The sequence below is a fragment of the Haladaptatus halobius genome (assembly GCF_020618475.1).
Lineage (GTDB): Archaea > Halobacteriota > Halobacteria > Halobacteriales > Haladaptataceae > Haladaptatus > Haladaptatus halobius.
Genome location: NZ_CP085335.1, coordinates 2096388 through 2118129, shown reverse-complemented (window position 1 = coordinate 2118129; position 21742 = coordinate 2096388). Strand labels below are relative to the sequence as shown.

Sequence of the window (21742 nt, the reverse complement as noted above, 5' to 3'; positions counted from 1 at the left end):
GGATACGTCGGTAGCACCGGGGTTCGTTCGACGTATTTATCTCCCGTTACCGACGAACGTGCAGCCGGGAAAACACGTTCTCGGAGGGGGAGAACGCAGTCTGGCTATACATCTCCGTTCGTGACAGTCTTTTTCGGAAAGGTATATAGACATAGTTGGATTTATAGTACTCCCTGCCCGAACGACGAACATGGAGACGCGCAAGGTTCAGGTCACCGGCGGCTCGACGTACACCGTCTCGCTCCCGAAAACGTGGGCGACGGAGAACGGAATCGAGGCGGGAAGCATCGTCGAGTTCTATCCGGAGTCGGACTCCCTGCTGCTGGCTCCGAAAGACGAACGAGACCGGCTCGAAGGCTCGCTCGACATCCGCGATTTGCAGGACGAGGAACTGCGACGCGCGGTGTTCACGATGTACGTGAGCGGATTCGACATCATCCAACTCGAAGCGGGTCGAATCACGACCGAGCAGCGCCGCACCATCAGCGACGCGACCCAGAGTCTCGTCGGCCTCGAAGTGTTAGAGGAGACGGGCAACAGCGTCGTGATTCAAGATCTCCTCGACTCCTCGGAGCTATCGATCCACAACGCAGTCACGCGCATGCGGCTCATCGCCCTCTCGATGTTGGACGACGCCATCACCGCCCTCGCGGAGAACGACGACGACATCGCCCAAGACGTTATCGAGCGCGACGAGGACGTCGACCGCCTCTGGTTCGTCGTCTCGCGCATCTTCCGGGCGGCGCTCCGCACGGCGAAAGCGACCGAGGAACTCGGGATGTCGCGCGAGGTGTGTTTCGATTATCACTCCAGCGCCCGCCAACTCGAACGCATCGCCGATCACGCCGCCAAAATCGGACAACTCACGCTCCAGCTATCGGAGGTTCCCGAGGAGGTCGTCGAGAGCTTCGAGGAACTCCACGACGACGCGACGGAGGTCATCGACAAGGCGATGGACGCCCTCTTTCTGGACGAGAGCGACGAAGCGACGGAACTCGCCAACGACGCCCGCCAGTCGATCCTCGCCATCGACGAGCACGCGCGCACCATCGACAAACTCCTCCGCGAGCAAGACCCACAGCAGGCGCAACTGCTCGGTCTCGTCGTCGACTCCCTGTCCCGCTGCGCCGACTACGGCGGCAACATCGCGGAGACGGCGCTTCAGAAGGCCGCACCGCGACCCTAAACTCGTCATTCGTTCCGTGATTTTCTACAGATAAAGCAGGCCGAGGCGGTTCACGCGACCGTCGCCGTGACTACCCTATACTCTAACTCCATCGCGTTGTCGGCGTCCGAGAAGTAGCGACCGAGCGCTTCGACCATCTCCTCACGAAGGGTCGACGACGCTCCCTCATCGACGCCTTCGAGTGCGACCACAATCGGGCCCGAATCGGTCGTCATGGACTCCCAGAAATGGGCCGGGGAGACGGCCGGATAACCGATCACCCTCGCTTCGAAGCTCAACTCCTCGACCCGATCGCCGAATCGGTCGCGGACGGTATTCGGGTCGCCCCAAAGGAAGGGCGGTGGCGGTGAATCCGGTCGCGGCGGAATGAATTCCGAAAGCACCGTCATCATCGCGGCGATTCCGCTCTCCGGCGTCCAGGAGGTAAAGGCGACGCGGCCTCCCGATTCGGTAACTCGAACGAGTTCGGTCGCCGCCGCGTTCGCATCGTCGGCGAACATGTGGCCCAAACACGAAAGGCTGCTGTCGAACGCGTCGTCCTCGAACGGGAGGGAAGCGGCGTCGCCGTCCCGCCAATCGATATTCGCATCGACCACCGTCGCTCGCTCGCGGGCCACGTCGAGCATCGCCGGCGTGATGTCCACACCAGTGACGTGCGCTCCCCGTCGATAGGCGGTGAGAGCGACGTTACCAGTTCCACAGGCGACGTCGAGGATGCGGTCGCGTGATTCGACGCTAGCGGCATCGACGAGTTCGGCCGCCATCGGTAGGAACGCCGTCGCAAGGGACGGGTACGACCCTACCGACCATTCCTTTCGTATCTGTTCTTTCGTCTTCGGCGTGGGTTGTGTCATGATTGACTCCTGATTGTTACTGAGATGGTGGTCACTTTTCAGCCGTCGTCCGTCTCGTCCGGCGACGGCGAGACCGCCCGCCCCGGCCGCGGGACGAACATGGGCACCTCCGCCTGGTACCGACGGTACCGGTCCCCGAAGGTGGCCACGAGATCTCGCTCCTCGAGCTTCACGCCGACAAGGATGTAGCCGGTCATCCCGACGGCGAAGACGAGGTGGCCGACGGTCATCCGTGAGGTCGCCCAAAATGCGACCACGAACCCCGTCACGAGTGGGTGCCGAACGTAGCGATACAGGTACGGCGTCTGGAAGTCTATCGGCTCCGGTTCGCGCTCGGCTCGATACGCCCTGACCTGCCGGAGCCCCATGAGGTCGTCCTTGTCTATCATGTAGATGGCTGCGAACATGAGGAGCCATCCCCCGAGGTAGACCGCCCAGAGGAGCGGTTCCGGGACGCCGTCGACCCGCCAGACGACCGCCGGGAGCGGCCGCCACCCCCACATGAGGACGACGAGCGCGAGACTCGCGAGCAGGACGTAAGTGCTGCGTTCGACCGGTTCGGGAACGAACCGCGTCCACACGGCCTTGAAGCCCGGGCGGGCCATCAGACTGTGCTGGAGTCCGAACAGGCCGATGAGAGCGACGTTCACGACCAATGGGTTCCCGAGCGAGTGCGTGGCTCCGGAATCGACCGACTTCGGGACGACGTTCGCAAGGAATCCGACGGCGTACGCGACCGACGCCAAGGCGACGAGGTACGCGATCCAACCGTAACCGAACGCCGTGTAGCGATGCAGGGAGCGGTTCGGCATCGTCAGCACGCTCCATCGCTGCAAGCGGCGACATCGTCATCGGTCGTGACCGCATCGTCCTCGACGTCAACCTCGCCGGGCACGCGTCTTCGGGAGTCCTGTTGTCTCGGGCTCATACCTTCGCCTCTCGGTACGAGACGGTACTGCAGGGAGAGACGTATAAATGTCTAGCGAAATATTTCACCGCGTGAAAGCAGCGTTCCTTCGGTGATAGACGGACGGTTGCTCACGCGAGTCGGTCGCTCGAGACGAGGGCGTCCTCGTCGAGCGGTCGGGCCTCGTTTCTGACACGTTCGTAGACCGACTCCGCCCACGCGCGTGCTTCCGGGGCGTCGGTGTCCACGACCGCCCGAAGGGTACCCGTTTCGATGTCGTGACAGCAGATACCGACGCAGTCGTCGTAGATGCCGAGCCCGCACCACTCGTTGTCGGGGAGGGAGTCGTGCAGCAAGGTCGTGCAGTTCTCGCAGGCGGCCGCTTCGGCGACTTTCGCGGGATTCCACGAGACGATCGCCTCCAACACTTCAGGCGAGTAGACGAACTCGAACTCCATGCCGTCGAGGATGGATTGGCAGGCCGTCTCGAGATTGCTCGATTTCAGCACCGTGGTTCCGAACCCGCGCATCGCCTCGGTTCGTTCGATGAGTTGCGTAACGCGTTCGACGGGCTGGTACGGATACCCCGCGCCCGGGTAAGAGACCACCGCGTCGGCGAACAGGTCGACCGTGAACCCGTCCATCTCGCGCGGGAGCCACTGCCAAACGTCTCGCAGTTTTCGTTCCGTCTCCATCGCCTTGCGGAGATCCAAAAACATCTCGGCGACGAACTCGCCCAGCCGCGTCAGTTCGTAGGTTCCCTCGTTCCGAGCGACCCATCGTCGGTTTTCGAAGTCGGCGAGAATCCGCCCCATGGTCGGCGACGAGGCACCCGTCGCGGCGCGCAGGTCGTTCCGATCACGGGGTCGTTCGGCCAGCGCGTCGAGCACCCCGACGCGATGCTCCGACCGAGCGAGAAACTCGATGTCGTCGAGCGGAGACGAACTCGAATACATGGTATGTCCTTTGTGAGCGCACCACATAATTCCTCGTTCGTCGGCTTCACGCCGACCCAGTTTCCGCGGATAGCATGCCACTATTAATACCGTCAGCACCGATTCTCCACCTCCGATGACGACACCCGAAGAACACGAAGAACGACTTCACAGACTCTACCGAGGGGTCTGGAACGGTGAGAATCCGGCCGTCGCGGACGAACTCGTCGGATCTGAGTACTTCATCCACGACCGAGCCATCGCCGAGGAGTTACGCGGCCCGGAACTGTACAGGGCGCTCACTAGCACGACGCGGGAGATATTTCCGGATATGGAGTTCACCATCGATGACGCGATATCGGCGGCCGACACGGTGACCCTCCGGTGGACGATGACCGGCACTCACGAAGGGCCGCTGTTCGATATCGACCCGACGGGCAAGCGGGTGACGCTGACCGCCATCGAGATAAACCGCTTCGAGGACGGCGAACTCGTCGAAACGTGGACGCAGAGCGATATGCTCGGACTAGCACAACAGCTCGGCGCTTCGATTCAGTGAACGAGAAAACGGGAGCGTCGTCGCTCGAAACCCGCCGAAATCGGAGAAAAATCGAATCGGTTACTCGTCCACGAGCACCGCGTTGACCTGTCCGGTCTGGCCGGGGCGGGAGGTCACGCGCGCCGTGCCCTCGTCCGTGTCGATGATGGCGCCCTTCGTGATGATGTTCCGGCGGGCGTAGTTCGGATTCGCGCCATTCTCGACCACGTCGGTGATCGTCGCACTCACCGTCTCGCCGTCGGTGGTCACGTTGGCGACGTCGGTTGTGAGCGCGCGAATCTTGGAGTTGCGGCCGCGAGCGTCGATGGTGCGGTATCGGGGTTCGCCGACCTGCGTCTCGGTCGGTTCACGACCGAGTTCGTACTTCTTTTTCTTCTTGATCGGTCGCAATCGACCGCCGGTTCGCTTTCGCGTGGAGCGTCCTTGGTCTTTCATATCGTGAGGGTCGGCGACGAAACACTTCAATGACTCGATTCGCGGTTCGACATCGGCAGATTTAGGCCGTCGCGTTCAGTTCCGCCGGACGATGAGTCTGCGGATCGCCGTCGCCGCTCCGTTTCAACAGAAGGGCCGCGAACGAATGCGGAAAAGCGAGTTCGTCGTTGCGCTGTCGCTCGACCGCGACTGGTTCTCACCCGACCAAGCGAAGCGACTGGTGAACGTCGCCAGCGGTCAAGGACTGCTCGCGCACGAGGGCGACGAACTGGTCGCGGAGTTCGACCCAGCCGCAGTCGAGATACCGGAGGAGTTCACCCCCGACGAGCGCCTCCTACAGGAGCAATCGACGTTCGAGAAGGTGCTCGACAAGGTCGTCTCCGGCGGCACCGCGAAACAGACCGCGGTCGCCGAGATAAACGAACTCCAGCAGCGCGTCGGCGTCACGGTCGAAGCGGCGGCTATCCTCTACGCCCGCCGGAGGAGCATCGACGTGAGCGCCGAAGCCGACGAGGCGCTCGCAGACCTCAAAGTGTAAGCCTCCGCCTCGTCTACGGAGCGTATGGTCGAGGATAGAGTCACCGACGGGGTACGCATCGCGCAGATTCTCTCGTCCGAGGTCGACGGCCGCGAAGATCCGCCGCTCGATTCGCTCGGTGTCGTGAACGCGAACCGGAACGTCGAACCGACCGCCGACGGTGCGCTGGCCTACGAGATCGAACGGAACGGCGAGGTCGACGGTGGCGGTAAGGTCGTCGCGGGCGTGTTCGTCCAGTCCGACCGGGTTCGCGTCGAACTCTCCGAAGGTATCGAGGACGCGGAGAAGGTGGCCCGCGAAGCCGGTCTCCGCGTCCGTCCGAAGGCGGTCGAACCGCCCCGCGTCCTCGTCTTCGTCGAGAGCGGTGCGGAGGTCAAACGCGCCGTCGACGCCCTCGTCGCGGCGGTTCGTTAGAGCGACGCGAGCACGTCGGGCAACTTCGTGACGAGTTCGTCGCGGTCGACGTAGGCGTCGGCCGCCGGTTCCGGTTCCGGCCCGTTCGGGTACAGGACTTGCACCGCCATCAGCCCCGCATCTTTCGCGCCCCGAACGTCCATCTCTGGGTCGTCGCCGACATACACCGTCTCGTTCGGCGGCGAGTCGAGTTCGGCACAGAGCGTCTCGAACGCTCGCCCGTCGGGCTTCCCGGCGTCAAGTTCGCCCGTGACGACTGCCGCGTCGAAGCGACCATCCCACCCGAGTTCCGCGAGTTTCCCCCGCTGAGCGACGACTGGACCGTTGGTGAGCACGCCGACGCGGTAGTCGCGGCGGAGCGTCTCGAACAGGTCAGTGATGTTTTCGAGCGGCGTGAGGGCGTCGAGTATCGCGGTTCGGTAGGCCTCCGCGAGTTCGTCGGGCGAGGTATCGCTCTCGTCGGAGAGCAGGTCGGCGAAGATCGGCCGTCGCGTCTCGCTGGCGAGGTGCCGACCGTGGGCGTCGAGATACTCGTCGCGGGAGAGCGTCGGGGCGTCCACTGCGTCCGTCGCGGCCGCGAGAAGTTCGTCTCGCGGCCGCTCGGTCACAGCGAGTGTGTCGTCGAGGTCGAAACCCACGGCGGTTACGCGCATTTGCTCCGGGTAGGACGCGAGCACTCTTTATCAGTTCGATACATCCATGACTCACCGCGAAAATCTCGGGATATGAACTTTTTCGACCGCCTCGCGGATCGCATCGTGGCGACCGACAGCATCGTCTCCGTCGGCCTCGACGCGGACATCGACCGCATCCCCGAGCACCTCGCCGAGTACGACCTGCCGCGATGGGCGTTCAACCGCCGGATCATCGACGCGACGCACGAACACGCGGCGGCGTTCAAGCCGAACCTCGCCTTCTACGAGGACGCCGACGGATGGGCCGCGCTCCAAGAGACCATCGCGTACGCGCACGGAAAGGACGTGCCGGTTCTGTTGGACGCGAAACGCGCCGATATCGGCAACACGGCCAGAAAGTACGCGGAACTGCTTGATAAGGCCGACGCCATCACGGTCAATCCCTACATGGGCCGCGACTCGCTCGAACCGTTCCTCTCGCACGAGGAGAAGGGCGTGTTCATTCTCTGTCGAACCTCCAACCCCGGCGGAACCGACGTTCAAGACCTCGAATTGGCGTCGGGCGAGTCGGTGTACGAGCGGGTCGCCTCGCTCGCCGACCTCTGGAACGCGAACGGGAACGTCGGACTCGTCGTCGGCGCGACGACCCCGGACGAACTCGAAGAAATCCGGGAACGAGTGCCGAACCTCCCGTTCCTCGTTCCCGGCGTCGGGGCGCAGGGCGGCGACGCGGAGGCGGCGGCGACCCACGCCCTCGCGGACGGAGCGGGGCTGGTCAACTCCTCGCGGGGAATCATCTTCGCGGGCAAGGACGCGGGCGAGCACTTCGATAAGGCGGCGGGGCAGGCGGCGAAGCGACTCAAAAAGCAGTTGAACCGTTATCGGTAGGCCGGTTCTCGAGCGGCGAATCGGCGTTCTCAGAGCTGGTGCGTGCCGTCGTCGGTGTCCGGCGGGGTGATGTCCTCCGCCCCCGGTTCTTTGGGTTTCTGCTCCCGTCCCCCGCCGACCTCCGCCATGCACTCGACGCAGAGGCCGCTCTCGCGGTTCCAGTGTTCGGTGCAGACGAGGGCGCCGCAGCGATCGCAGTCGTGGGTCGCCTCGGCGGCTTCACAGATCTGGCACAGGCCACTGACGCTCATACTCGACGGTTCAACGGCGAGCGGTATCAGTGTGGGGGCGGCGAGAGGCTTAACACCCGCCCGCTCGTAGCGAACTCGTGCACAGGTCGCGCCTCCTGCTCGGTATCGCCGCCGTCTTCGCCGGTATCACGGTTTCGTTGGGAACTCTTGGTTTAGTGTACAACCTGTTTCTCGTCGTCTTCGCGGTGCCGTTCGGCATCACGGCGGCCATCCTGTGGTACCACGCGACGGGACGTCTCGCCGAGAAGGTCGAGCGGGAGGCGGTGTACGGTGACGCGAACGCCGGATTTGGGCCGAATTCCGGCGCGACGCGCGAGCGATCGCACCGCCGGACGCGCCAGCGAACGCGCCGACGAACGTACGACCGCGCGCGCACGCAAGCCGCGGTCGGCGGCCCGTCCGGTCCGAGTGTGGCGGAGGCGTACCGAATCCTAGGACTCTCGCCGGACGCGGACGACGATGCGGTTCGGCAAGCGTACCGCAAGAAGGTAAAGAGCGCCCACCCCGACCGGAAGGACGGGAACGAGGAGGCGTTCAAACGAGTCAATCGAGCGTACGAACGACTGCAGGACGACCGCTGACCGCGGCACCTGAGTCCTGATTATCACGTGCGGTATTTACGGACGAATTTATACCAATTGGACTATAATACCTCTCGTATTCTACCATGCAGACATCATCGACTCCGGCCACTGACGCCCTAGTGCGCCGGAATACCCGGTTTCGAAAACTCCCTCATCGAAAATGTCGAATGGGTGTCTACCGTTGAACACTGACGATAACGCACCGACGTGGCTGGTCGCCATCCTCCTCTGCTCGCTCGTCGTCGCGCCGCTGGTTACGTCCGGCGTCGTGGACGCGAAGCAAGCGAATTTTGCGGACACGACCGTCAGCGACGAGCGCGGCGACGTTATCGAGGTCACCGTCCGCGCGAGCGAACGGGCGACCGTGAACCTCGGGTCACCGGACGACGGATTCTGGGTGCAGGTGAAGGTGCCGAAAGGGAAGACGACGCTCGCCATCAACACCTACCAGGTCAGAGACAACAAGAGTGCCGTCACGCTGGTCGAAGGCGGTATGTGTGGCCGCACTGCCGAGATCCTCTCGGAAACCGGGCCGCTCCAGCGCGGCATGTACGACATGAACGTCACGGTCGGCGGTATCACGCAGGAAGTCGGGTCGTTCACGGTGAAAGAGCGCGAAACGGGCGATGCGAAGATGATGGTTCTCCCGGCCAACACCGACGTTTCGAAGTTCGAATCCCCCGACGACCTGCGGAAGGCGGCGTCCGAGACGGAGAACGGGACGATAGCGAAAGGTGACCAGTTCGTGCTCGCGCTCGACGCCTCCGGTCTCGGCGGGTTCATCGAGCGGCCGAATCTCAGCGGCGGTGCCGAGAACGTCACCGTCAGCTTCTACGAATCCAACTACGAGCGAAACACCTAACCGAACGAGTTCGACGGTACCGATGCGACGCGATTTTTGAACGAAGAAAACGATAAGCTCTATCTCGTTCTCGACACTTTGAAGCCTGAGTACGGCATCGAAGTCGGCGACGAGTACGAGGTCACGTTCGAGATCGGTGCGGACAATCCCTTGGTCAACGACCCCGAGACGGCGACGACGAGTTTCACCGTCGTCGAACGTCGGGTCGAACTCGACTACACGGGCGACGTGATAGTCGTGGAGAACGAGACGACCATCGGAGGGAACACGACGCTCGCGCCGGGGACGACGATCAACGTCACCGCGTTCGACGAAGGAAAGAACCCGTTCTTCTGGCCGGAGACCGCGACGGTCACGGAAAATTGAACGTTCGGTACGTCGTTCGATTTCAGTAGCGTTGCGTCGGACACGGAATTCACGGTCGAACTACACAACCAGGACATCACGGTCAAAGGCGTCGTCGCTTCTGCACCGCCGAAGACACATACTCCGCCGACCACAACCACGACGACCACCACCACAACGACGACGGCGACGACCACGACCATCGCGACCGCGGCGACTTCGACGGCCACGCCCGTTCCGACCGAACAGCCGATTACCGCGCTGACGGTCTCGAAAGGCGACCTTCGGGGATTCGACGTGTCAGTCGCGCTCGTCGCGCTCGCGGCGGCGGCGTTTCTCGTCGTCAGGCGCAGGCAACGATGTATGAGATAGTTTTCATACAATGAGTGAGGAAACCAGCACAAACCCCGCGTCCCCCCGCAGACCATGATATGGAAGATGGAGCAGTCGAAGTTCGCTCGGTCCGTCGTGGCCCTGTGGCAGAAACAGGGTGGCAGACGCAAGTGACGACGAAATCCGGAAAGTCGTTCGTCACGCTCCAACGCGAAGGCGCGGAGGGTCTCATCTGGGCGAGACCGGCGACCGGCGAGGGTGTCAGCGGGAAGGCGCTTCAATAGTTCGTCATGCTCTGTAAGCAGTACGGGGTCGACGACGGTGCCGTCGTCACGCCGGGGACGTTCACCGACGACGCGCAGAAGATCGGGGGACAGGCCGGTGTACAACTGGTCGACGGCGAGAAACTGCGTACCATCGTGGTGAGCGAAACGGCGAAACACGGCGGTCTCCGCGTTCGCTTCGTCCGCGACGAGAAGCTGTCCGCCGAACCGTAACGCGCGCCGGATACTCTGTCTCAGTTCAGTGCGAACCGGCCCGCAACGCGGGCAAATCTTTTGCCCTGTCGGCCCTAACCCGTGCTCATGAGCGCTGACCGCGCCGCCTTGCAGCGTGCTCTCGACCGCGGAGAGCACGAGGGCGGCAGCGTGGAGTTCAAGGAACGACTGACGAGGGAGATCCACCTCGCCGAAGGACGAATGGAGAGTCTCGCCGCACAACTCCGGCACCGCGTCCTCTCCGGAGACGGTGAGGCGACGTACGTCGTCGGCGTCACCGACGACGGCGGACTGGCGGGCATCAGCCCGGATGTTTTCTCCGAGACGATGGATGTCCTCTCGCTTCTCGCGGAGGAGGCTGGCGCGCACATCGAAGACGTTCAAACGTGGGGTATCGACGACAAGAACACGCACACCCGAGCGACGACGCGGGACGAAAGCGGCGGACTCGTCGGCGTCGCCACCGTCCGCGAAGGGGCGGTTCTCGACACCGACAGCGAGCACATCGTCGTCGGCACGGCGGGCCACGTCGACCACGGAAAGAGCACGCTCATCGGCAGTCTCGTCACCGGGCAGTCTGACGACGGAGAGGGTGGCACGCGAGGCTATCTCGACGTACAACCGCACGAGATTCAGCGCGGTCTCAGCGCCGACCTCTCGTACGCCGTCTACGGGTTCGACGACGACGGCTCCGTCCACATGGACAACCCCCACCGCAAGTCAGACCGCGCACGCGTGGTCGAAGAGAGCGATCGACTCGTCTCGTTCGTGGACACCGTCGGCCACGAACCGTGGCTCCGCACCACGATTCGCGGTCTCGTCGGGCAGAAACTCGACTACGGCCTGCTCACCGTCGCCGCGGACGACGGGCCGACGAAGACGACGCGCGAACATCTCGGCATCCTGTTGGCGACCGAACTTCCCACCATCGTCGCCATCACCAAGACCGATATCGTGGACGACGACCGGGCGAAGGAGGTCGAACGCGAAGTCGAACGACTGCTCCGCGAAGTCGGCAAGACGCCCCTGCGGGTCGAACGCCACGGCGTCGACACCGCCATCGAGGAGGTGAGCGAGGACGTGGTTCCTGTCCTGATGACCAGCGCGGTCACGATGGACGGTCTGGACTCCCTCGACGCCATGTTCGAGCAACTGCCGAAGACGACCGCCGACAGCGGCGAGTTTCGGATGTACATCGACCGCACCTACAGCGTGACCGGCGTCGGCGCGGTGGCGAGTGGCACCATCAACTCCGGATTGGTCGAGGCGGGCGACGAACTCCTCCTCGGGCCGATGCCGGATGGCGGCTTCCGCCGAGTCGAAGTGCGCTCCATCGAGATGCACTACCACCGCGTGGACGAAGCCAAAGCAGGCCGTATCGTCGGTATCGCACTCAAAGGCGTCCGAGAGGCGGATATCGAGCGCGGCATGGTCTTGCTCCCGGCGGACGCAGACCCCACTCCGGTCCGCGAATTCGAGGCCGAGGTGATGGTGTTGAACCACCCGACGCGCATCGGTATCGGCTACGAACCGGTCGTCCACCTCGAAACGATCAGCGAGACCGCCGTCTTCGAACCCGAGGGGGGCCATCTCCTCCCCGGCGACAAGGGGACCACGATGGCCCGGTTCAAGTTCCGACCCTACCTCGTGGAGGAGGGCCAGCGGTTCGTCTTCCGCGAGGGCCAGAGCAAGGGCGTCGGAACCGTGACCGACGTGACGCCGGTCGAGTAGGTTTATTTTCTCGCCACCCTGACGGTGGCGTATGTCGAGCGCAGTTCGACGTGACGGCGGTTGCCAAGGCGTTCGTCTCCCTCCTGCTTCTGGTCGGTCTCTGGATAGAATACTCGCACCTGCGGTCAGGTGACGTGGACGAGTTCGTCACGTTCTTGCCAGCACTCTACATCTTCGGGGTGCTCGCCGTGGGTGTGTTTCGAGACGCGACCCGCGAACGCTGGTACCAAGTGGCACTCTGGGTGGGGATGACCGTCTGGGGTGTCGTCGAGTATCTGTTCGGTGGGGGCTGGTGGGAACTCGCCCTCGTCGCTGTCGGACTAATGATGTTGGGAAGCGTCGGCTACGAGTATCTGCAAACCCGAGAGTGAGCGGGCGAACGGGGTGACGATTTCGCGCATCGATTCGGAGTGGTTCCGTCTCGGTATATAAATCTACGCTCGCCGCCACGGGTGCTCGCCGAGCGGGTGGAGCGTCTCGAAGGTGAAGTCGGGGCGGGGGTCGGGTATCACACTAGGGTCGGCCGAAACTTACACCGTTCTGAGTCCCGCAGCTTTCGCGCCGGAAACGTCCGTTTCCAGCGGGTTGCCGACGTGAACTGCATGTCTTGGTGAGGAATCGAGTTCCGAAAGTGCACGCTCGAAGGGCTCCTGATTCGGTTTCGCGGGCGCGTCGTGTCCGGCGAACACGACCGCATCGGCGTACTCCTCGATTCTGAGGGCGGCCATCTTCGTTCGTTGCATCGCGGGCGACCCGTTCGTGACGATTCCGAGCGCGTGGGAACCTGCGAGGGTTTCGAGGGTTTCGGCTGCGCTGGGCAGATATCGCACCCTCGAATGGTCGCGTATCTCGGCGAATGCGTCCGCAACTGCGCGCCCTGTCTCCTCGCCGTACCCCCACTCGCTCGCTATCGCCGCGAAACAGTTGGCTCGTTGCTCGTCCACGCCGATCCCCGGTTCGAGAAACTCGTCGTAGCGGGCGAGGTAGTCCGGAAGATCGAAGAACGGCTCGATCCCCGTTCGGTCGAACGACGCCGACAGCACGTCCCGCGAGTTCTGTTCGTACTCCAGCAGCGTGTCGTCCAAATCGAAGAGAACGGCGTCTACGGTCATCGCGTAAAACTGCCCGCCGAGGGGATAAAAACGAGATGCTGTCCGTAGATTTATATGCGAAACCTGAACCACTCCGGGTCGATGGTCACGCTCCCGGCCCGACTCACGCCCGCCGATACCCACCGTCGGTGCGCTCCGCCAATCCGAACAGCACCGCCCAGTCCAACAGGTTTCCGATTCGCTCGCGCCACACGTCCTCCACCCTGATCGGGTCTTTGTGGCGCTCCCACGTCGGAATCTCCTCGCGGAACTCCTCGAACGCCGCCTCCGCCGATAGCGGGCCGGACTCGTCCAAGCGGTCGAGGACGGTGGCGACGCCGTACACTCGCGTCTCGAACGCGTCGGCCAGTTCGTCCCGGTCGGCGTCGCGGCGTACGCGGGCGAACCCCGACCGGGTTTCCTCCGCCAGTCCGAGCGCCCGGAGAAAGGTGAGCCACGTCCGCGCCACGTCGCGGCTCGGAAAGTCGAGTCGCTCCATCAGTCGGGCACAGCAGTCGTCCTCCGTGCCGGGAACCAGCGGGACGGCGCGCTGGGCGTCGGCCAGGAGTGTGAGGTCGTCCGGCGCTTCGGGGACGAGTTTGAACTTCACAGGTCGAAACTGTCCGCGAGCAGGTCGTGGTTCGTCTCTCCGAGGACGTGCGTCGGGCCGTTCACGACGTCCACGGTCACCTGCGCCGGGGCGAAGACGCTCTCGGGTATCTCCTCGAACACCCACTCGGCGTCGTCGAAGAACGTCTCGAACGGCGTGCCGTACTCGTCGCTCGCGGTCGAGGGAAGTTCGTCGAATCGGTCGAACTCTTCGCGGACGGTGAGATGAACTCGTCCGCCGTAGGCGAGCGCATCGTTCGTCCGCCCGATGGCGGTCGCTTCGTGGTAGCTGACCGGCGCGACCGGGGCAGACCCCGTCGCTGTGAGGATGTCGAGCGGGTCGTACCCGAGTTCGGCGAGGCGGAAGACGGCGAGTTCGGCGGCGCGCGATGCGACGGTTACGCTTCCGGCGACGCTTCCCGTGGCGAACGTCGGCAGGTAGACCGAGTTCGGTTCGACACCGGCGAGGTCGGCGACGTGCTCTGCGACCGCCTCGTTCGGGAGTACGTCGGACTCCACGGCGAGAACGGCGAACTCGAAGGCGTCCGTGTAGCCGACGCGCTGGAACTCACTTTCTTCGGCGACCAGCGCGCGTGCAGGCCCGCTTCCGAGTCCCTCGAAACCCTCGACGCCGAGTTCCCATCCCGCCTTCTGCGAGCAGAGCAGGGCGATTGCGGGGTGGTCGGTCGAGAGTTCGACGACTGGAAACGGAGCGCCCGCAACGTCGTCCATTCGAGTCTGTACCGTCGCCAATCCGGCGGTCTGGAGTTCCGCGAGGAGGAGTCCGGCCTCCGTTCCCCCGTCGGCTTCGATTCCGAAGTCGAGGACGGTCGCCTCATTGTCCAGTTCGTACGCGGCGACGTTCAGTTCGTCCGCGAAGTCGATGGCCTCGTCCACGAGTTCGAGGGCCATCCTGTTGAGACTCTCCATATCTCGGGATTGGGCGTCGTCCGGTAAACCGTTTATCGGTTCGTCGTGTGTTCCGGCCGAATACGTCACGGTTCGCTTTTCTTGCTCCGTCGTGGATTACCGATAGATGGTGAGGATTCGGGTCGATTGGCGTGCGAGTTGCAGTTTCGTCGGCACGATACTGAAGTGGTTGGCGGTGCCGCTCGCTGTCCCGCTCGTGGTCGCGCTGTTGTACGATGAGCCGCTCACTCCGTTTTTAGCGGCGATCATAACTACGCTGGTCGTCGGGTTCGCCCTCGAACACCTCGCCGCCGAGCGCGAACTCGGTCATCGAGAGGCGTTCTTGATGGTCGCACTCACATGGCTCGCCATCGCGCTCATGGGCGCAATTCCGTTCGTCGTTGCGGGACGCGGAGCGTTCTCTCATCCGGTGAACGCGCTATTCGAGAGCACGAGCGGCATCACGACCACCGGCGCGACGGTCATCGTCGACTTCGAACTCCACGCGCGTTCGATCATGCTGTGGCGACAGCTCGTCCAGTGGCTCGGCGGACTCGGTATTCTCGTGCTCGCGACGGCGGTTCTGTCGGAACTCGGCGTCGGTGGTGCGCAGTTGATGGAGACGGAGACCCGAACGCGCGACGTTCACAAGTTGACTCCACGCATCGAGGAAACCGCTCGCCTGTTATCGACGCTGTACGTCGGGTTAACCGTCCTCCAAATGGTCGTCTTCTACGGCCTCCACCTCGTCGGTTTCGCACCGGACATGACCCTCTACGACGCTGTCGCCCATCCACTTACCACGGTGTCCACGAGCGGATTTTCCCCGCAGCCGTTGAGCATTGGCGCTTTTTCGCCTGCGATTCAGTGGGTGACCATCCCGTTCATGACGCTCGGAGCGACCAGTTTCGTCCTCCTCTACTTTCTGCTCCAGGGGGACACCGCCCGTTTCCGACGAAGCGAGGAGTTTCGGTTCTACGTCTCCCTGCTCGTCCTGTTCAGCGGTGCTGTTGGTGTCGTACTCGCGAGCGACGCCGAGTTCCCCGGTTCGGTCGAGGAGGTGCTCCGTCACGCGACGTTCCAGGTCGTTTCCATCATGACGACGACCGGATTCGCGACGGTTGATTTCAACGCGTGGTCGGCTTCCGCCAAACACCTCCTGTTCGTCTGCATGTTCATCGGCGGAATGGCCGGTAGTACAACGTGCTCCATCAAGGTGCTCCGCTGGCTCGTCGTGCTAAAGGCGTTCCGGCGGGACTTATTCACCTCCTCTCACCCGTCCGTGATTCAACCAGTACGGTTGAGCGGCGAGGTCGTCAGCGAGGAGGCGATTCGAGATATCTACGCGTACACACTCATATCTCTCTGCTTTTTCGCCGCCGCGACGGTATTCCTTGTGATAGATACCGCGCGGGACGGTCCCGATATCGGCGAGTTCGACGCGATGGGCGCAGCCGCGGCGACGTTCTTCAACATCGGCCCTGCGTTTGGTATCGCCGGGCCGTTCGGGAGCTACGAACCGTTCTCGAACACCGCCAAGCTCGCAATGGTCGTCCTGATGTGGGTCGGACGGATCGAGATAATCCCAGTGCTCGTGTTGCTGACGCCCTCGTACTGGCGGACGTAAGCCGTCCGTGAAAATGTCGGTCGGTCACTCGCGTTCGCGTTTCGCCTCCCAACCGAGAGCGTCCTCGACCGCTTTCACCTTCTCGTCGGCGCTCTGGTCGCTCGTGCGCTTGTCGTCTATCTTGAGGAACGTGCTCACTCGGTCGCCGTCCACGGCTTCGTGGGCGGCCTGCGCGGCGGCGAAGAGTTCGTCCGCGGAGTCGGCTTCGACAACCGTCCCCATCGGATTCGTCTCGTACGAAACGTCGAAGTCGTCCAGCGCTTCGACCGCTTTCGCTACTTCGCTCGCCATGCTTCCTTTGGTGACCGGTGCTACGCTCAGGAGTGCGATGACGGTCATACGTGAGCCATCGGCGTCCTTCTACCTCAGTGTATGGGTTTACTTCCGACGGTACGGTGGCGTCCGCTAGCAGTTTCAGTGCTGATAATCGCGTCTAAAGATATAAGTCTGAAAGATATAGAAATTAAAATAAATAAGAAATTATATATTTGTGTCGAATCTCGATCTACCGGTCATCGGTTCGGAGGACGTTCTCTCCATGTCCTCCGAACGATGCTGGCGGTTTCGTATGCCGTGCTCGTCATCTTCAGTACGGTCGCACCCGCGCTAGCGGTGTCGGCAGATGCGCCACGATCCGTGAACGAAGTGGCGTCGGCTCCGACGACTCTCTCTGCCGATTTCGGCGCGACGGGGGACGCATTATCGTGGGAACCAATGTCGACCGACCGACCGGTCTCGGCGAAATCGGAGACCACTAATCGATCGGCGGTCGCAAACGTCATGCTCGTCACGGGGCAGACTGTTCGCGTCGTCGAACGCGGCAATCGAACCGTCTACCGCGTCGACGCCGACGTTCCGATGCACCGAACCTCCGGCCCCGACGGGACGTTCATCTACCTGGACGGCGTGAACTTCGAGAAGTTCGACCCAGCGCTGTTCAACGTCGAACTGCTCGTCGCGCAGAAATTCATCGACGTCGAGACCGATTCGATTCCGGTCGTCGCTCGCGTTCGGGAGAATCGGCGGAGGTACTGAACGTCTTCCGTTGCGGTCGGAACACTCGATTCGGTCGGCAGCGTTTCGGTAACGAACACGTTCGATAGCATCGCGCCGCGCGTCGCGCCGATGACCGTTAGCGTCGAGTCCGGCGCGGACATCTCGGTCGCGGCCGCAACGCTCAGCGCCGAGGAAGTCGCCCCCGACGAGAAAGTCACCGTGTTCGCTACGGTCGAGAACGCCGGCGATTCGACGGGCGAGTTCGAGGTCGCGCTGACGGTCGGCGGCGAGACGGTCGAGGAGAAAACGATCCGCGTCGCCCCCGGAAAGTCGAAATCAGTCGAGTTCGGCCGGACGTTCGCCGAAGCGGGAACCTACGACGTGACCGTCAACGACGTGTCCGCGGGAAGCGTTTGCGTCGCGGAGGACGCCGGAACCGCCGCCGTCACCAGCGGCGGTTCCGGCGAGAACGGCGACACGAAGAACGGGAGCGGCCAACCCGGATTCGGCGCGTTCGTCGCGTTCGCCGCACTCGCCGGATTTGCGCTCGCTCGGCGGCGCTAACCGCGACCGAATCGCGCACGCACCAACCGCTTTTGAATTCGACCATCGCGTCTCTCGTCGCTCGGAGCGTCGCGGCCCCGTAGCGGATTAGTCCGATTATCGGTACATGTTGCTCTGGTCTTCGGTCGTCGGTCGAGTCGCTCGCTGGATTTCCCGGTACGGGTTCTCCGCCGGTGTGACTTCGACGATTCCCGTAGAGACACTCTCCAATAGTATGTGAAATCTTTAGGCACTTACCCCTCGAAGGACTCGAAGCACTCTGAGGATACTAATGATCGAAAGAATCTGGCACGGGTGGACGAATCCCGAGGATGCAGACGAATACGAGCGACTCCTGAAGGAAGAGATTTTTCCAGAGATCGCCGCCAAAGACGTTGAAGGCTACCGCAGTATTCGACTACTACGGCGCTCCCTCGACGAAGAAGTTGAATTCATCACCATCATGCGGTTCGATTCTGTGGAATCCGTAAAACAGTTCGCAGGAGACGACTACGAGAATGCATACGTCCCTCCGAAAGCGCGCGAGGTCCTCACAAGGTTTGACGACCGTGCGCGACATTATGAGGTGAGAGAATGCGTGGACTATTAGGAAGCGTGCGTATGATCCGGCGTTCAGAGTTGAACTTGGAAACGGCGGAGAGATAACATAGATTCTCGTGCAGGCGATCCGAAGGTATCTTGCCAGGTGGTTTTAGGACACTGACAGATAATCTTGGCACATCAAGGCCGGAAACTCGCACGCGCGAGAAAAGGTATCAGTTCTGATTCAGCATGTAGTCTAACCTCGATAAGCTGAGAAAGCAGTAAATGACGAAGGACCAACTAGAGAAGTTGTGGATCGCAAGAATGCGCTGGCTGGGATTTGAACCCAGGTTGTGACCATGGCAAGGTCACGTGATACCACTACACTACCAGCGCAATGCTGTTGCACTCTTTCGTTTTACCGACTGGAGTATAAGGCTTCCGAAACGGGGTAACTTCGTGTGGAAATCACTCGCGTACTTCTCTTGATTTCGAGGGTATTAGGCGTGTGACTACGTCACGCGCCCGAATCGGAAGCGGCACCCTTTTAAGCGTCAACGAGAAAAGTTCGTCACAGTCTAGTGATGAGGCGCCGAAGCGTCACGGTATGACCGTCAGCATACTCGTGCCGTCGTCCCTCGTCCGGGAAGCCGAAGACAAACGCGAGGCAACTCGCAAGGTCGGCTATGTCGCCCGCGCGGCGACCGTATTCCGGGCGGATCGCTTGGTCGTCTTCCCCGACGGGGAAGGCGAACGCAAGTGGGGCGGCGGGTTCGTCGAAACCGTACTGAAGTACGCCGCAACGCCGCCCTACCTTCGAAAGGAGGTATTCGGCAAGCGGGACGAATTGGAGTATGCGGGCGTCCTACCGCCGCTCCGCGCCGTATCACGGACCGGCTCCGAATCGGAGGGTTCGGGGTCGTTAAGACAGGGAATCGTGACCGAGGTCGGACCTGAAGGGCGCGTTCGGGTCAATTGCGGACTGCAACACCCGATCTCCCTCGTCGTTCCGTCGAACATGACGGTCGGCGAAGGGGAGCGCGTTACCGTCAGGATCTCTTCGAGAAGACCGGTTCGTGCGAAGCTGATGGACGACCCCTTACCGGGGCTCACAGTGAGGCGCATGAACCTTTCGGCGGCGCTCGACCGCGACGACGCTGGCGTCCGAATCGCCACATCTCGCTACGGGGAGGAGCTCTCCGTGGCGCGACTCGACGAACTCGTCGCGCGAACCGACCGCGATGGCATGACCGTCGCGTTCGGGTCGCCCGGTCGAGGCCTGCCGGAGATGTTCGGGATAGACCCCGAGCGTCTACCTGCGGTCGAATCCGGCGCTCCCAGCCGGTTCGATCTCTGGCTCAATACGGTTCCGAACCAAGGCAGCGAGGTCGTGCGAACGGAAGAAGCGATGTTCGCCTCCCTCGCCTGCCTGACCCTCAACAGCGAGTGATACGATGCCAGAAACAAGCAGACCACGCAGAGGTTCGCTGGGCTTCGGCCCCCGGAAGCGCGCGACCAGTGAGGTGCCGCGCTTCAATTCGTGGCCCGAGAGCGACGGACAGCCGTCGCTACAGGGCTTCGCGGGTTACAAGGCCGGAATGACCCACGTGGTGATGGTCAACGACGAGGCGAACTCCCCCCGCGAAGGGATGGAAGAGACCGTGCCGGTCACCATCGTCGAGACGCCCCCGATGCGGGCCGTCGCGCTTCGCGCGTACGAAGACACACCCTACGGGAAGAAGCCGCTGACCGAAGTGTGGGGTTCGGAGTTCCACGAGGAACTCGACCGCACGCTCAACGTGCCGGAGAACCACGACGCCGACAGCGCGGAGAACGAACTCCGCGACGCCATCGAGGCGGGCGACGTGGCCGACCTCCGGGTCATCACCCACACCGTCCCTAGCGACCTGAAGAACGTACCGAAGAAACGACCTGACGTCATGGAGACGCGCGTCGGCGGCGGTTCCCTCGAGGAGCGCGCCGACTTCGCGCTCGAACTGCTCGGCGAGGGCGGCGAACACGACATCACCGACGTGTTCCGCTCCGGCGAGTACCTCGACATTGGTGGCGTCACGAAAGGAAAAGGAACGCAGGGTCCCGTCAAGCGATGGGGCGTCCAGAAGCGGAAGGGCAAACACGCCCGCCAAGGCTGGCGACGCCGCATCGGTAACCTCGGCCCGTGGAATCCGTCGCGCGTTCGCTCGACGGTTCCGCAGCTGGGCCAGACGGGGTACCACCAACGCACCGAACTCAACAAGCGCCTCATCTCCCTCGGTGACGGCGACGAAGCATCCGTCGACGGCGGCTTCGTCAACTACGGCGAGGTCGATGGACCGTACGCGCTCGTCAAGGGTTCGGTGCCGGGACCGAACAAGCGCCTCGTGCGCTTCCGCCCTGCGATTCGACCGACTGACCAACCGCGCCTCGACCCCGAGGTGCGCTACGTAAGTACGGAGTCTAACCAGGGATAACCTATGCAGGCAACAGTACGTGACCTGAACGGCGACGACGCTGGCACGCTCGACCTGCCGGAGGTCTTCGAGACGACCGTCCGGACGGATCTCATCAAGCGTGCCGTGCTCGCCGCACAGGCAAACCGGAAACAGGACTACGGTACCGACCCCCACGCCGGGATGCGTACGTCCGCCGAGTCGCCGGGCAGTGGCCGCGGTATGGCCCACGTCCCGCGAACGAACGGTCGGGGTGCTCGTGTACCCAGTACCGTCGGCGGCCGCGTCGCACACCCGCCGAAGGCGGAGAAAGACCGCTCGCGCTCGATCAACAAGAAAGAGCGCAAGAAAGCGGTTCGCAGCGCCATCGCGGCGACGGCTGACGCCGAACTCGTCGCGGAGCGCGGACATCGATTCGACGACGACGCGGAACTACCGCTCGTCGTCAGCGACGACTTCGAAGACCTCGTGAAGACGCAAGAGGTCGTCTCCTTCCTCGAAGCGATCGGCATCGACGCCGACATCGCACGCGCGGAGGAGAACAAGACGATTCGCGCCGGTCGCGGGACGACTCGCGGCCGCAAGTACAAGACGCCGAAGTCGATCCTGTTCGTCACTAGCGAGGAGCCGTCCCGTGCGGCGCGCAACCTCGCCGGTGCGGACGTTGCGACGGCGCGCGAGGTCAACGCGGAAGACCTCGCGCCCGGCACGCACCCGGGTCGACTGACCGTCTGGACCGAGAGCGCGCTGGAGGAGGTGGCCGACCGATGAGCGTAATCGAATACCCGTGGGTCACCGAGAAGGCGATGAACGACATGGACTTCGACAACAAGCTCCAGTTCATCGTCTCGCTCGACGCCACGAAGTCGGAGATCCGCGACGAGATCGAAGAGCGCTACGAGGTCACCATCGAGAGTATCAACACCCAAGTGACGATGAACGGGAACAAGAAGGCGATAGTCGCGCTGTCCGACGACGACGACGCGCAGGACGTCGCCTCCCGAATCGGGGTGTTCTAAC

The 21742-nt window shown here is 62.9% G+C and carries 31 protein-coding genes and 1 tRNA gene; 21 read left to right on the top strand and 11 right to left on the bottom strand.

What is annotated here, in order from left to right; genetic code table 11:
• The first annotated feature begins 190 nt into the window (after positions 1–190).
• A complete protein-coding gene (locus tag LIW51_RS12375; protein WP_227374429.1) occupies positions 191–1186 on the top strand; it encodes a phosphate signaling complex PhoU family protein in 996 nt (331 codons plus the stop codon).
• 50 nt (positions 1187–1236) lie between these two features.
• Here the strand turns inward: LIW51_RS12375 and LIW51_RS12370 are convergent, their stop codons facing one another.
• The 3 genes from LIW51_RS12370 to LIW51_RS12360 all read right to left on the bottom strand — a co-directional run bounded on the left by LIW51_RS12370 (position 1237) and on the right by LIW51_RS12360 (position 3903).
• Entirely contained in the window at positions 1237–2040 is an 804-nt protein-coding gene (locus LIW51_RS12370) for a class I SAM-dependent methyltransferase (RefSeq protein WP_227374428.1), read from the bottom strand.
• A 38-nt stretch (positions 2041–2078) separates the two neighbouring features.
• The gene (gene mddA / locus LIW51_RS12365) at positions 2079–2852 is read right to left on the bottom strand and encodes a methanethiol S-methyltransferase (protein WP_227374427.1); all 774 of its coding nucleotides are present in this window, start codon (positions 2850–2852) and stop codon (positions 2079–2081) included.
• Positions 2853–3078: 226 nt separating this feature from the next.
• The gene (locus LIW51_RS12360; RefSeq protein WP_227374426.1) at positions 3079–3903 is read right to left on the bottom strand and encodes a helix-turn-helix transcriptional regulator; all 825 of its coding nucleotides are present in this window, start codon (positions 3901–3903) and stop codon (positions 3079–3081) included.
• Between the two features lie 115 nt (positions 3904–4018).
• Between LIW51_RS12360 and LIW51_RS12355 the strand changes: the two genes are divergently transcribed.
• Positions 4019–4441, top strand: coding sequence for an ester cyclase (locus LIW51_RS12355; RefSeq protein ID WP_227374425.1), 423 nt, complete (start codon positions 4019–4021; stop codon positions 4439–4441).
• 60 nt (positions 4442–4501) lie between these two features.
• On the opposite strand, the gene LIW51_RS12350 is transcribed toward LIW51_RS12355, so the two are convergent.
• Positions 4502–4876, bottom strand: coding sequence for a 30S ribosomal protein S8e (locus tag LIW51_RS12350; protein ID WP_227374424.1), 375 nt, complete (start codon positions 4874–4876; stop codon positions 4502–4504).
• A 91-nt stretch (positions 4877–4967) separates the two neighbouring features.
• Here LIW51_RS12350 and LIW51_RS12345 point away from each other — a divergent pair, with 91 nt between their 5' ends.
• On the top strand, positions 4968–5414 hold the full coding sequence (locus LIW51_RS12345) for a DUF2240 family protein (protein ID WP_227374423.1): 447 nt from the start codon (positions 4968–4970) through the stop codon (positions 5412–5414).
• 24 nt (positions 5415–5438) lie between these two features.
• Positions 5439–5828 carry a DUF7993 family protein gene (locus LIW51_RS12340; protein WP_227374422.1) on the top strand — a complete coding sequence of 130 codons (390 nt, stop codon included), beginning with the start codon at positions 5439–5441 and terminating at the stop codon, positions 5826–5828.
• Here the strand turns inward: LIW51_RS12340 and LIW51_RS12335 are convergent.
• The gene (locus LIW51_RS12335; RefSeq protein ID WP_227374421.1) at positions 5825–6481 is read right to left on the bottom strand and encodes an HAD family hydrolase; all 657 of its coding nucleotides are present in this window, start codon (positions 6479–6481) and stop codon (positions 5825–5827) included. The genes LIW51_RS12340 and LIW51_RS12335 overlap by 4 nt on opposite strands.
• Positions 6482–6553: 72 nt before the next feature.
• On the opposite strand from LIW51_RS12335, the gene pyrF reads away from it, so the two are divergent.
• Positions 6554–7351, top strand: coding sequence for an orotidine-5'-phosphate decarboxylase (pyrF, locus tag LIW51_RS12330; RefSeq protein ID WP_227374420.1), 798 nt, complete (start codon positions 6554–6556; stop codon positions 7349–7351).
• Between the two features lie 29 nt (positions 7352–7380).
• Here the strand turns inward: pyrF and LIW51_RS12325 are convergent, their stop codons facing one another.
• Positions 7381–7602 (bottom strand): hypothetical protein, encoded by a 222-nt coding sequence (locus LIW51_RS12325; protein WP_227374419.1) that lies wholly within the window; start codon positions 7600–7602, stop codon positions 7381–7383.
• 77 nt (positions 7603–7679) lie between these two features.
• Here LIW51_RS12325 and LIW51_RS12320 point away from each other — a divergent pair, with 77 nt between their 5' ends.
• The 8 genes from LIW51_RS12320 (at position 7680) to LIW51_RS12290 (ending at position 12325) form a co-directional block, all read left to right on the top strand.
• Positions 7680–8183, top strand: a complete 504-nt coding sequence (locus tag LIW51_RS12320) for a J domain-containing protein (protein ID WP_227374418.1) — start codon at positions 7680–7682, stop codon at positions 8181–8183.
• A gap of 184 nt (positions 8184–8367) precedes the next feature.
• Positions 8368–9048 (top strand): DUF7827 domain-containing protein, encoded by a 681-nt coding sequence (locus LIW51_RS12315; protein ID WP_227374417.1) that lies wholly within the window; start codon positions 8368–8370, stop codon positions 9046–9048.
• Between the two features lie 36 nt (positions 9049–9084).
• The gene (locus LIW51_RS12310; protein ID WP_227374416.1) at positions 9085–9414 is read left to right on the top strand and encodes a hypothetical protein; all 330 of its coding nucleotides are present in this window, start codon (positions 9085–9087) and stop codon (positions 9412–9414) included.
• A gap of 75 nt (positions 9415–9489) precedes the next feature.
• A complete protein-coding gene (locus tag LIW51_RS39145) occupies positions 9490–9765 on the top strand; it encodes a PGF-CTERM sorting domain-containing protein (RefSeq protein ID WP_368411791.1) in 276 nt (91 codons plus the stop codon).
• Positions 9766–9869: 104 nt separating this feature from the next.
• Entirely contained in the window at positions 9870–10010 is a 141-nt protein-coding gene (locus tag LIW51_RS12305) for a hypothetical protein (RefSeq protein WP_227374415.1), read from the top strand.
• A 6-nt stretch (positions 10011–10016) separates the two neighbouring features.
• On the top strand, positions 10017–10223 hold the full coding sequence (locus LIW51_RS12300; RefSeq protein WP_227374414.1) for a restriction endonuclease: 207 nt from the start codon (positions 10017–10019) through the stop codon (positions 10221–10223).
• An 87-nt stretch (positions 10224–10310) separates the two neighbouring features.
• Positions 10311–11954, top strand: coding sequence for a GTPBP1 family GTP-binding protein (locus tag LIW51_RS12295; protein ID WP_227374413.1), 1644 nt, complete (start codon positions 10311–10313; stop codon positions 11952–11954).
• Positions 11955–12004: 50 nt separating this feature from the next.
• Positions 12005–12325 carry a hypothetical protein gene (locus tag LIW51_RS12290; protein ID WP_227374412.1) on the top strand — a complete coding sequence of 107 codons (321 nt, stop codon included), beginning with the start codon at positions 12005–12007 and terminating at the stop codon, positions 12323–12325.
• A gap of 159 nt (positions 12326–12484) precedes the next feature.
• On the opposite strand, the gene LIW51_RS12285 is transcribed toward LIW51_RS12290, so the two are convergent.
• The 3 genes from LIW51_RS12285 to mch all read right to left on the bottom strand — a co-directional run bounded on the left by LIW51_RS12285 (position 12485) and on the right by mch (position 14584).
• A complete protein-coding gene (locus LIW51_RS12285; protein WP_227374411.1) occupies positions 12485–13066 on the bottom strand; it encodes an HAD family hydrolase in 582 nt (193 codons plus the stop codon).
• Between the two features lie 103 nt (positions 13067–13169).
• Positions 13170–13655: a double winged helix-containing putative transcriptional regulator gene (locus LIW51_RS12280; protein ID WP_227374410.1), complete on the bottom strand. Its 486-nt coding sequence runs from the start codon at positions 13653–13655 to the stop codon at positions 13170–13172.
• Entirely contained in the window at positions 13652–14584 is a 933-nt protein-coding gene (gene mch / locus LIW51_RS12275) for a methenyltetrahydromethanopterin cyclohydrolase (protein WP_227374409.1), read from the bottom strand. The genes LIW51_RS12280 and mch overlap by 4 nt, the downstream gene beginning before the upstream one ends.
• Before the next feature lie 109 nt (positions 14585–14693).
• Between mch and LIW51_RS12270 the strand changes: the two genes are divergently transcribed.
• Positions 14694–16190, top strand: coding sequence for a TrkH family potassium uptake protein (locus LIW51_RS12270; RefSeq protein ID WP_368411790.1), 1497 nt, complete (start codon positions 14694–14696; stop codon positions 16188–16190).
• Positions 16191–16214: 24 nt separating this feature from the next.
• On the opposite strand, the gene LIW51_RS12265 is transcribed toward LIW51_RS12270, so the two are convergent.
• On the bottom strand, positions 16215–16529 hold the full coding sequence (locus LIW51_RS12265; RefSeq protein ID WP_227374407.1) for an MTH1187 family thiamine-binding protein: 315 nt from the start codon (positions 16527–16529) through the stop codon (positions 16215–16217).
• A 213-nt stretch (positions 16530–16742) separates the two neighbouring features.
• Between LIW51_RS12265 and LIW51_RS12260 the strand changes: the two genes are divergently transcribed.
• The 3 genes from LIW51_RS12260 (at position 16743) to LIW51_RS12250 (ending at position 18339) form a co-directional block, all read left to right on the top strand.
• On the top strand, positions 16743–17225 hold the full coding sequence (locus LIW51_RS12260) for a hypothetical protein (protein WP_227374406.1): 483 nt from the start codon (positions 16743–16745) through the stop codon (positions 17223–17225).
• 90 nt (positions 17226–17315) lie between these two features.
• Positions 17316–17750, top strand: coding sequence for a CARDB domain-containing protein (locus LIW51_RS12255; protein ID WP_227374405.1), 435 nt, complete (start codon positions 17316–17318; stop codon positions 17748–17750).
• 271 nt (positions 17751–18021) lie between these two features.
• Complete coding sequence (locus LIW51_RS12250) at positions 18022–18339, top strand: antibiotic biosynthesis monooxygenase family protein (protein WP_227374404.1); 318 nt, start codon at positions 18022–18024, stop codon at positions 18337–18339.
• 258 nt (positions 18340–18597) lie between these two features.
• Here LIW51_RS12250 and LIW51_RS12245 read toward each other — a convergent pair.
• Positions 18598–18668 (bottom strand) — tRNA-Gly (locus LIW51_RS12245).
• Positions 18669–18879: 211 nt separating this feature from the next.
• On the opposite strand from LIW51_RS12245, the gene LIW51_RS12240 reads away from it, so the two are divergent.
• From LIW51_RS12240 to LIW51_RS12225, 4 genes are read left to right on the top strand one after another with little or no spacing between them, the layout of a single operon-like run.
• Positions 18880–19722 (top strand): putative RNA uridine N3 methyltransferase, encoded by an 843-nt coding sequence (locus tag LIW51_RS12240; RefSeq protein WP_227374403.1) that lies wholly within the window; start codon positions 18880–18882, stop codon positions 19720–19722.
• A gap of 4 nt (positions 19723–19726) precedes the next feature.
• Complete coding sequence (locus LIW51_RS12235) at positions 19727–20743, top strand: 50S ribosomal protein L3 (protein ID WP_227374402.1); 1017 nt, start codon at positions 19727–19729, stop codon at positions 20741–20743.
• 3 nt (positions 20744–20746) lie between these two features.
• Positions 20747–21493, top strand: coding sequence for a 50S ribosomal protein L4 (gene rpl4p, locus LIW51_RS12230; protein WP_227374401.1), 747 nt, complete (start codon positions 20747–20749; stop codon positions 21491–21493).
• The gene (locus tag LIW51_RS12225) at positions 21490–21741 is read left to right on the top strand and encodes a 50S ribosomal protein L23 (protein WP_227374400.1); all 252 of its coding nucleotides are present in this window, start codon (positions 21490–21492) and stop codon (positions 21739–21741) included. The genes rpl4p and LIW51_RS12225 overlap by 4 nt, the downstream gene beginning before the upstream one ends.
• Position 21742 lies beyond the last annotated feature (1 nt).

Coding starts and splice junctions, on each gene's coding strand:
- LIW51_RS12360 (WP_227374426.1), bottom strand. CDS start 3,903: ATGTATTCGAGTTCGTCTCCGCTCGACGACATCGAGTTTCTCGCTCGG.
- LIW51_RS12255 (WP_227374405.1), top strand. CDS start 17,316: ATGACCGTTAGCGTCGAGTCCGGCGCGGACATCTCGGTCGCGGCCGCA.
- LIW51_RS12340 (WP_227374422.1), top strand. CDS start 5,439: ATGGTCGAGGATAGAGTCACCGACGGGGTACGCATCGCGCAGATTCTC.
- LIW51_RS12285 (WP_227374411.1), bottom strand. CDS start 13,066: ATGACCGTAGACGCCGTTCTCTTCGATTTGGACGACACGCTGCTGGAG.
- LIW51_RS12355 (WP_227374425.1), top strand. CDS start 4,019: ATGACGACACCCGAAGAACACGAAGAACGACTTCACAGACTCTACCGA.
- LIW51_RS12375 (WP_227374429.1), top strand. CDS start 191: ATGGAGACGCGCAAGGTTCAGGTCACCGGCGGCTCGACGTACACCGTC.
- LIW51_RS12225 (WP_227374400.1), top strand. CDS start 21,490: ATGAGCGTAATCGAATACCCGTGGGTCACCGAGAAGGCGATGAACGAC.
- LIW51_RS12265 (WP_227374407.1), bottom strand. CDS start 16,529: ATGACCGTCATCGCACTCCTGAGCGTAGCACCGGTCACCAAAGGAAGC.
- LIW51_RS12240 (WP_227374403.1), top strand. CDS start 18,880: ATGACCGTCAGCATACTCGTGCCGTCGTCCCTCGTCCGGGAAGCCGAA.
- pyrF (WP_227374420.1), top strand. CDS start 6,554: ATGAACTTTTTCGACCGCCTCGCGGATCGCATCGTGGCGACCGACAGC.
- LIW51_RS12370 (WP_227374428.1), bottom strand. CDS start 2,040: ATGACACAACCCACGCCGAAGACGAAAGAACAGATACGAAAGGAATGG.
- rpl4p (WP_227374401.1), top strand. CDS start 20,747: ATGCAGGCAACAGTACGTGACCTGAACGGCGACGACGCTGGCACGCTC.
- LIW51_RS12250 (WP_227374404.1), top strand. CDS start 18,022: ATGATCGAAAGAATCTGGCACGGGTGGACGAATCCCGAGGATGCAGAC.
- LIW51_RS12300 (WP_227374414.1), top strand. CDS start 10,017: ATGCTCTGTAAGCAGTACGGGGTCGACGACGGTGCCGTCGTCACGCCG.
- LIW51_RS12345 (WP_227374423.1), top strand. CDS start 4,968: ATGAGTCTGCGGATCGCCGTCGCCGCTCCGTTTCAACAGAAGGGCCGC.
- LIW51_RS12325 (WP_227374419.1), bottom strand. CDS start 7,602: ATGAGCGTCAGTGGCCTGTGCCAGATCTGTGAAGCCGCCGAGGCGACC.
- LIW51_RS12350 (WP_227374424.1), bottom strand. CDS start 4,876: ATGAAAGACCAAGGACGCTCCACGCGAAAGCGAACCGGCGGTCGATTG.
- LIW51_RS12235 (WP_227374402.1), top strand. CDS start 19,727: ATGCCAGAAACAAGCAGACCACGCAGAGGTTCGCTGGGCTTCGGCCCC.
- mddA (WP_227374427.1), bottom strand. CDS start 2,852: ATGCCGAACCGCTCCCTGCATCGCTACACGGCGTTCGGTTACGGTTGG.
- LIW51_RS12260 (WP_227374406.1), top strand. CDS start 16,743: ATGCTGGCGGTTTCGTATGCCGTGCTCGTCATCTTCAGTACGGTCGCA.
- mch (WP_227374409.1), bottom strand. CDS start 14,584: ATGGAGAGTCTCAACAGGATGGCCCTCGAACTCGTGGACGAGGCCATC.
- LIW51_RS12335 (WP_227374421.1), bottom strand. CDS start 6,481: ATGCGCGTAACCGCCGTGGGTTTCGACCTCGACGACACACTCGCTGTG.
- LIW51_RS12295 (WP_227374413.1), top strand. CDS start 10,311: ATGAGCGCTGACCGCGCCGCCTTGCAGCGTGCTCTCGACCGCGGAGAG.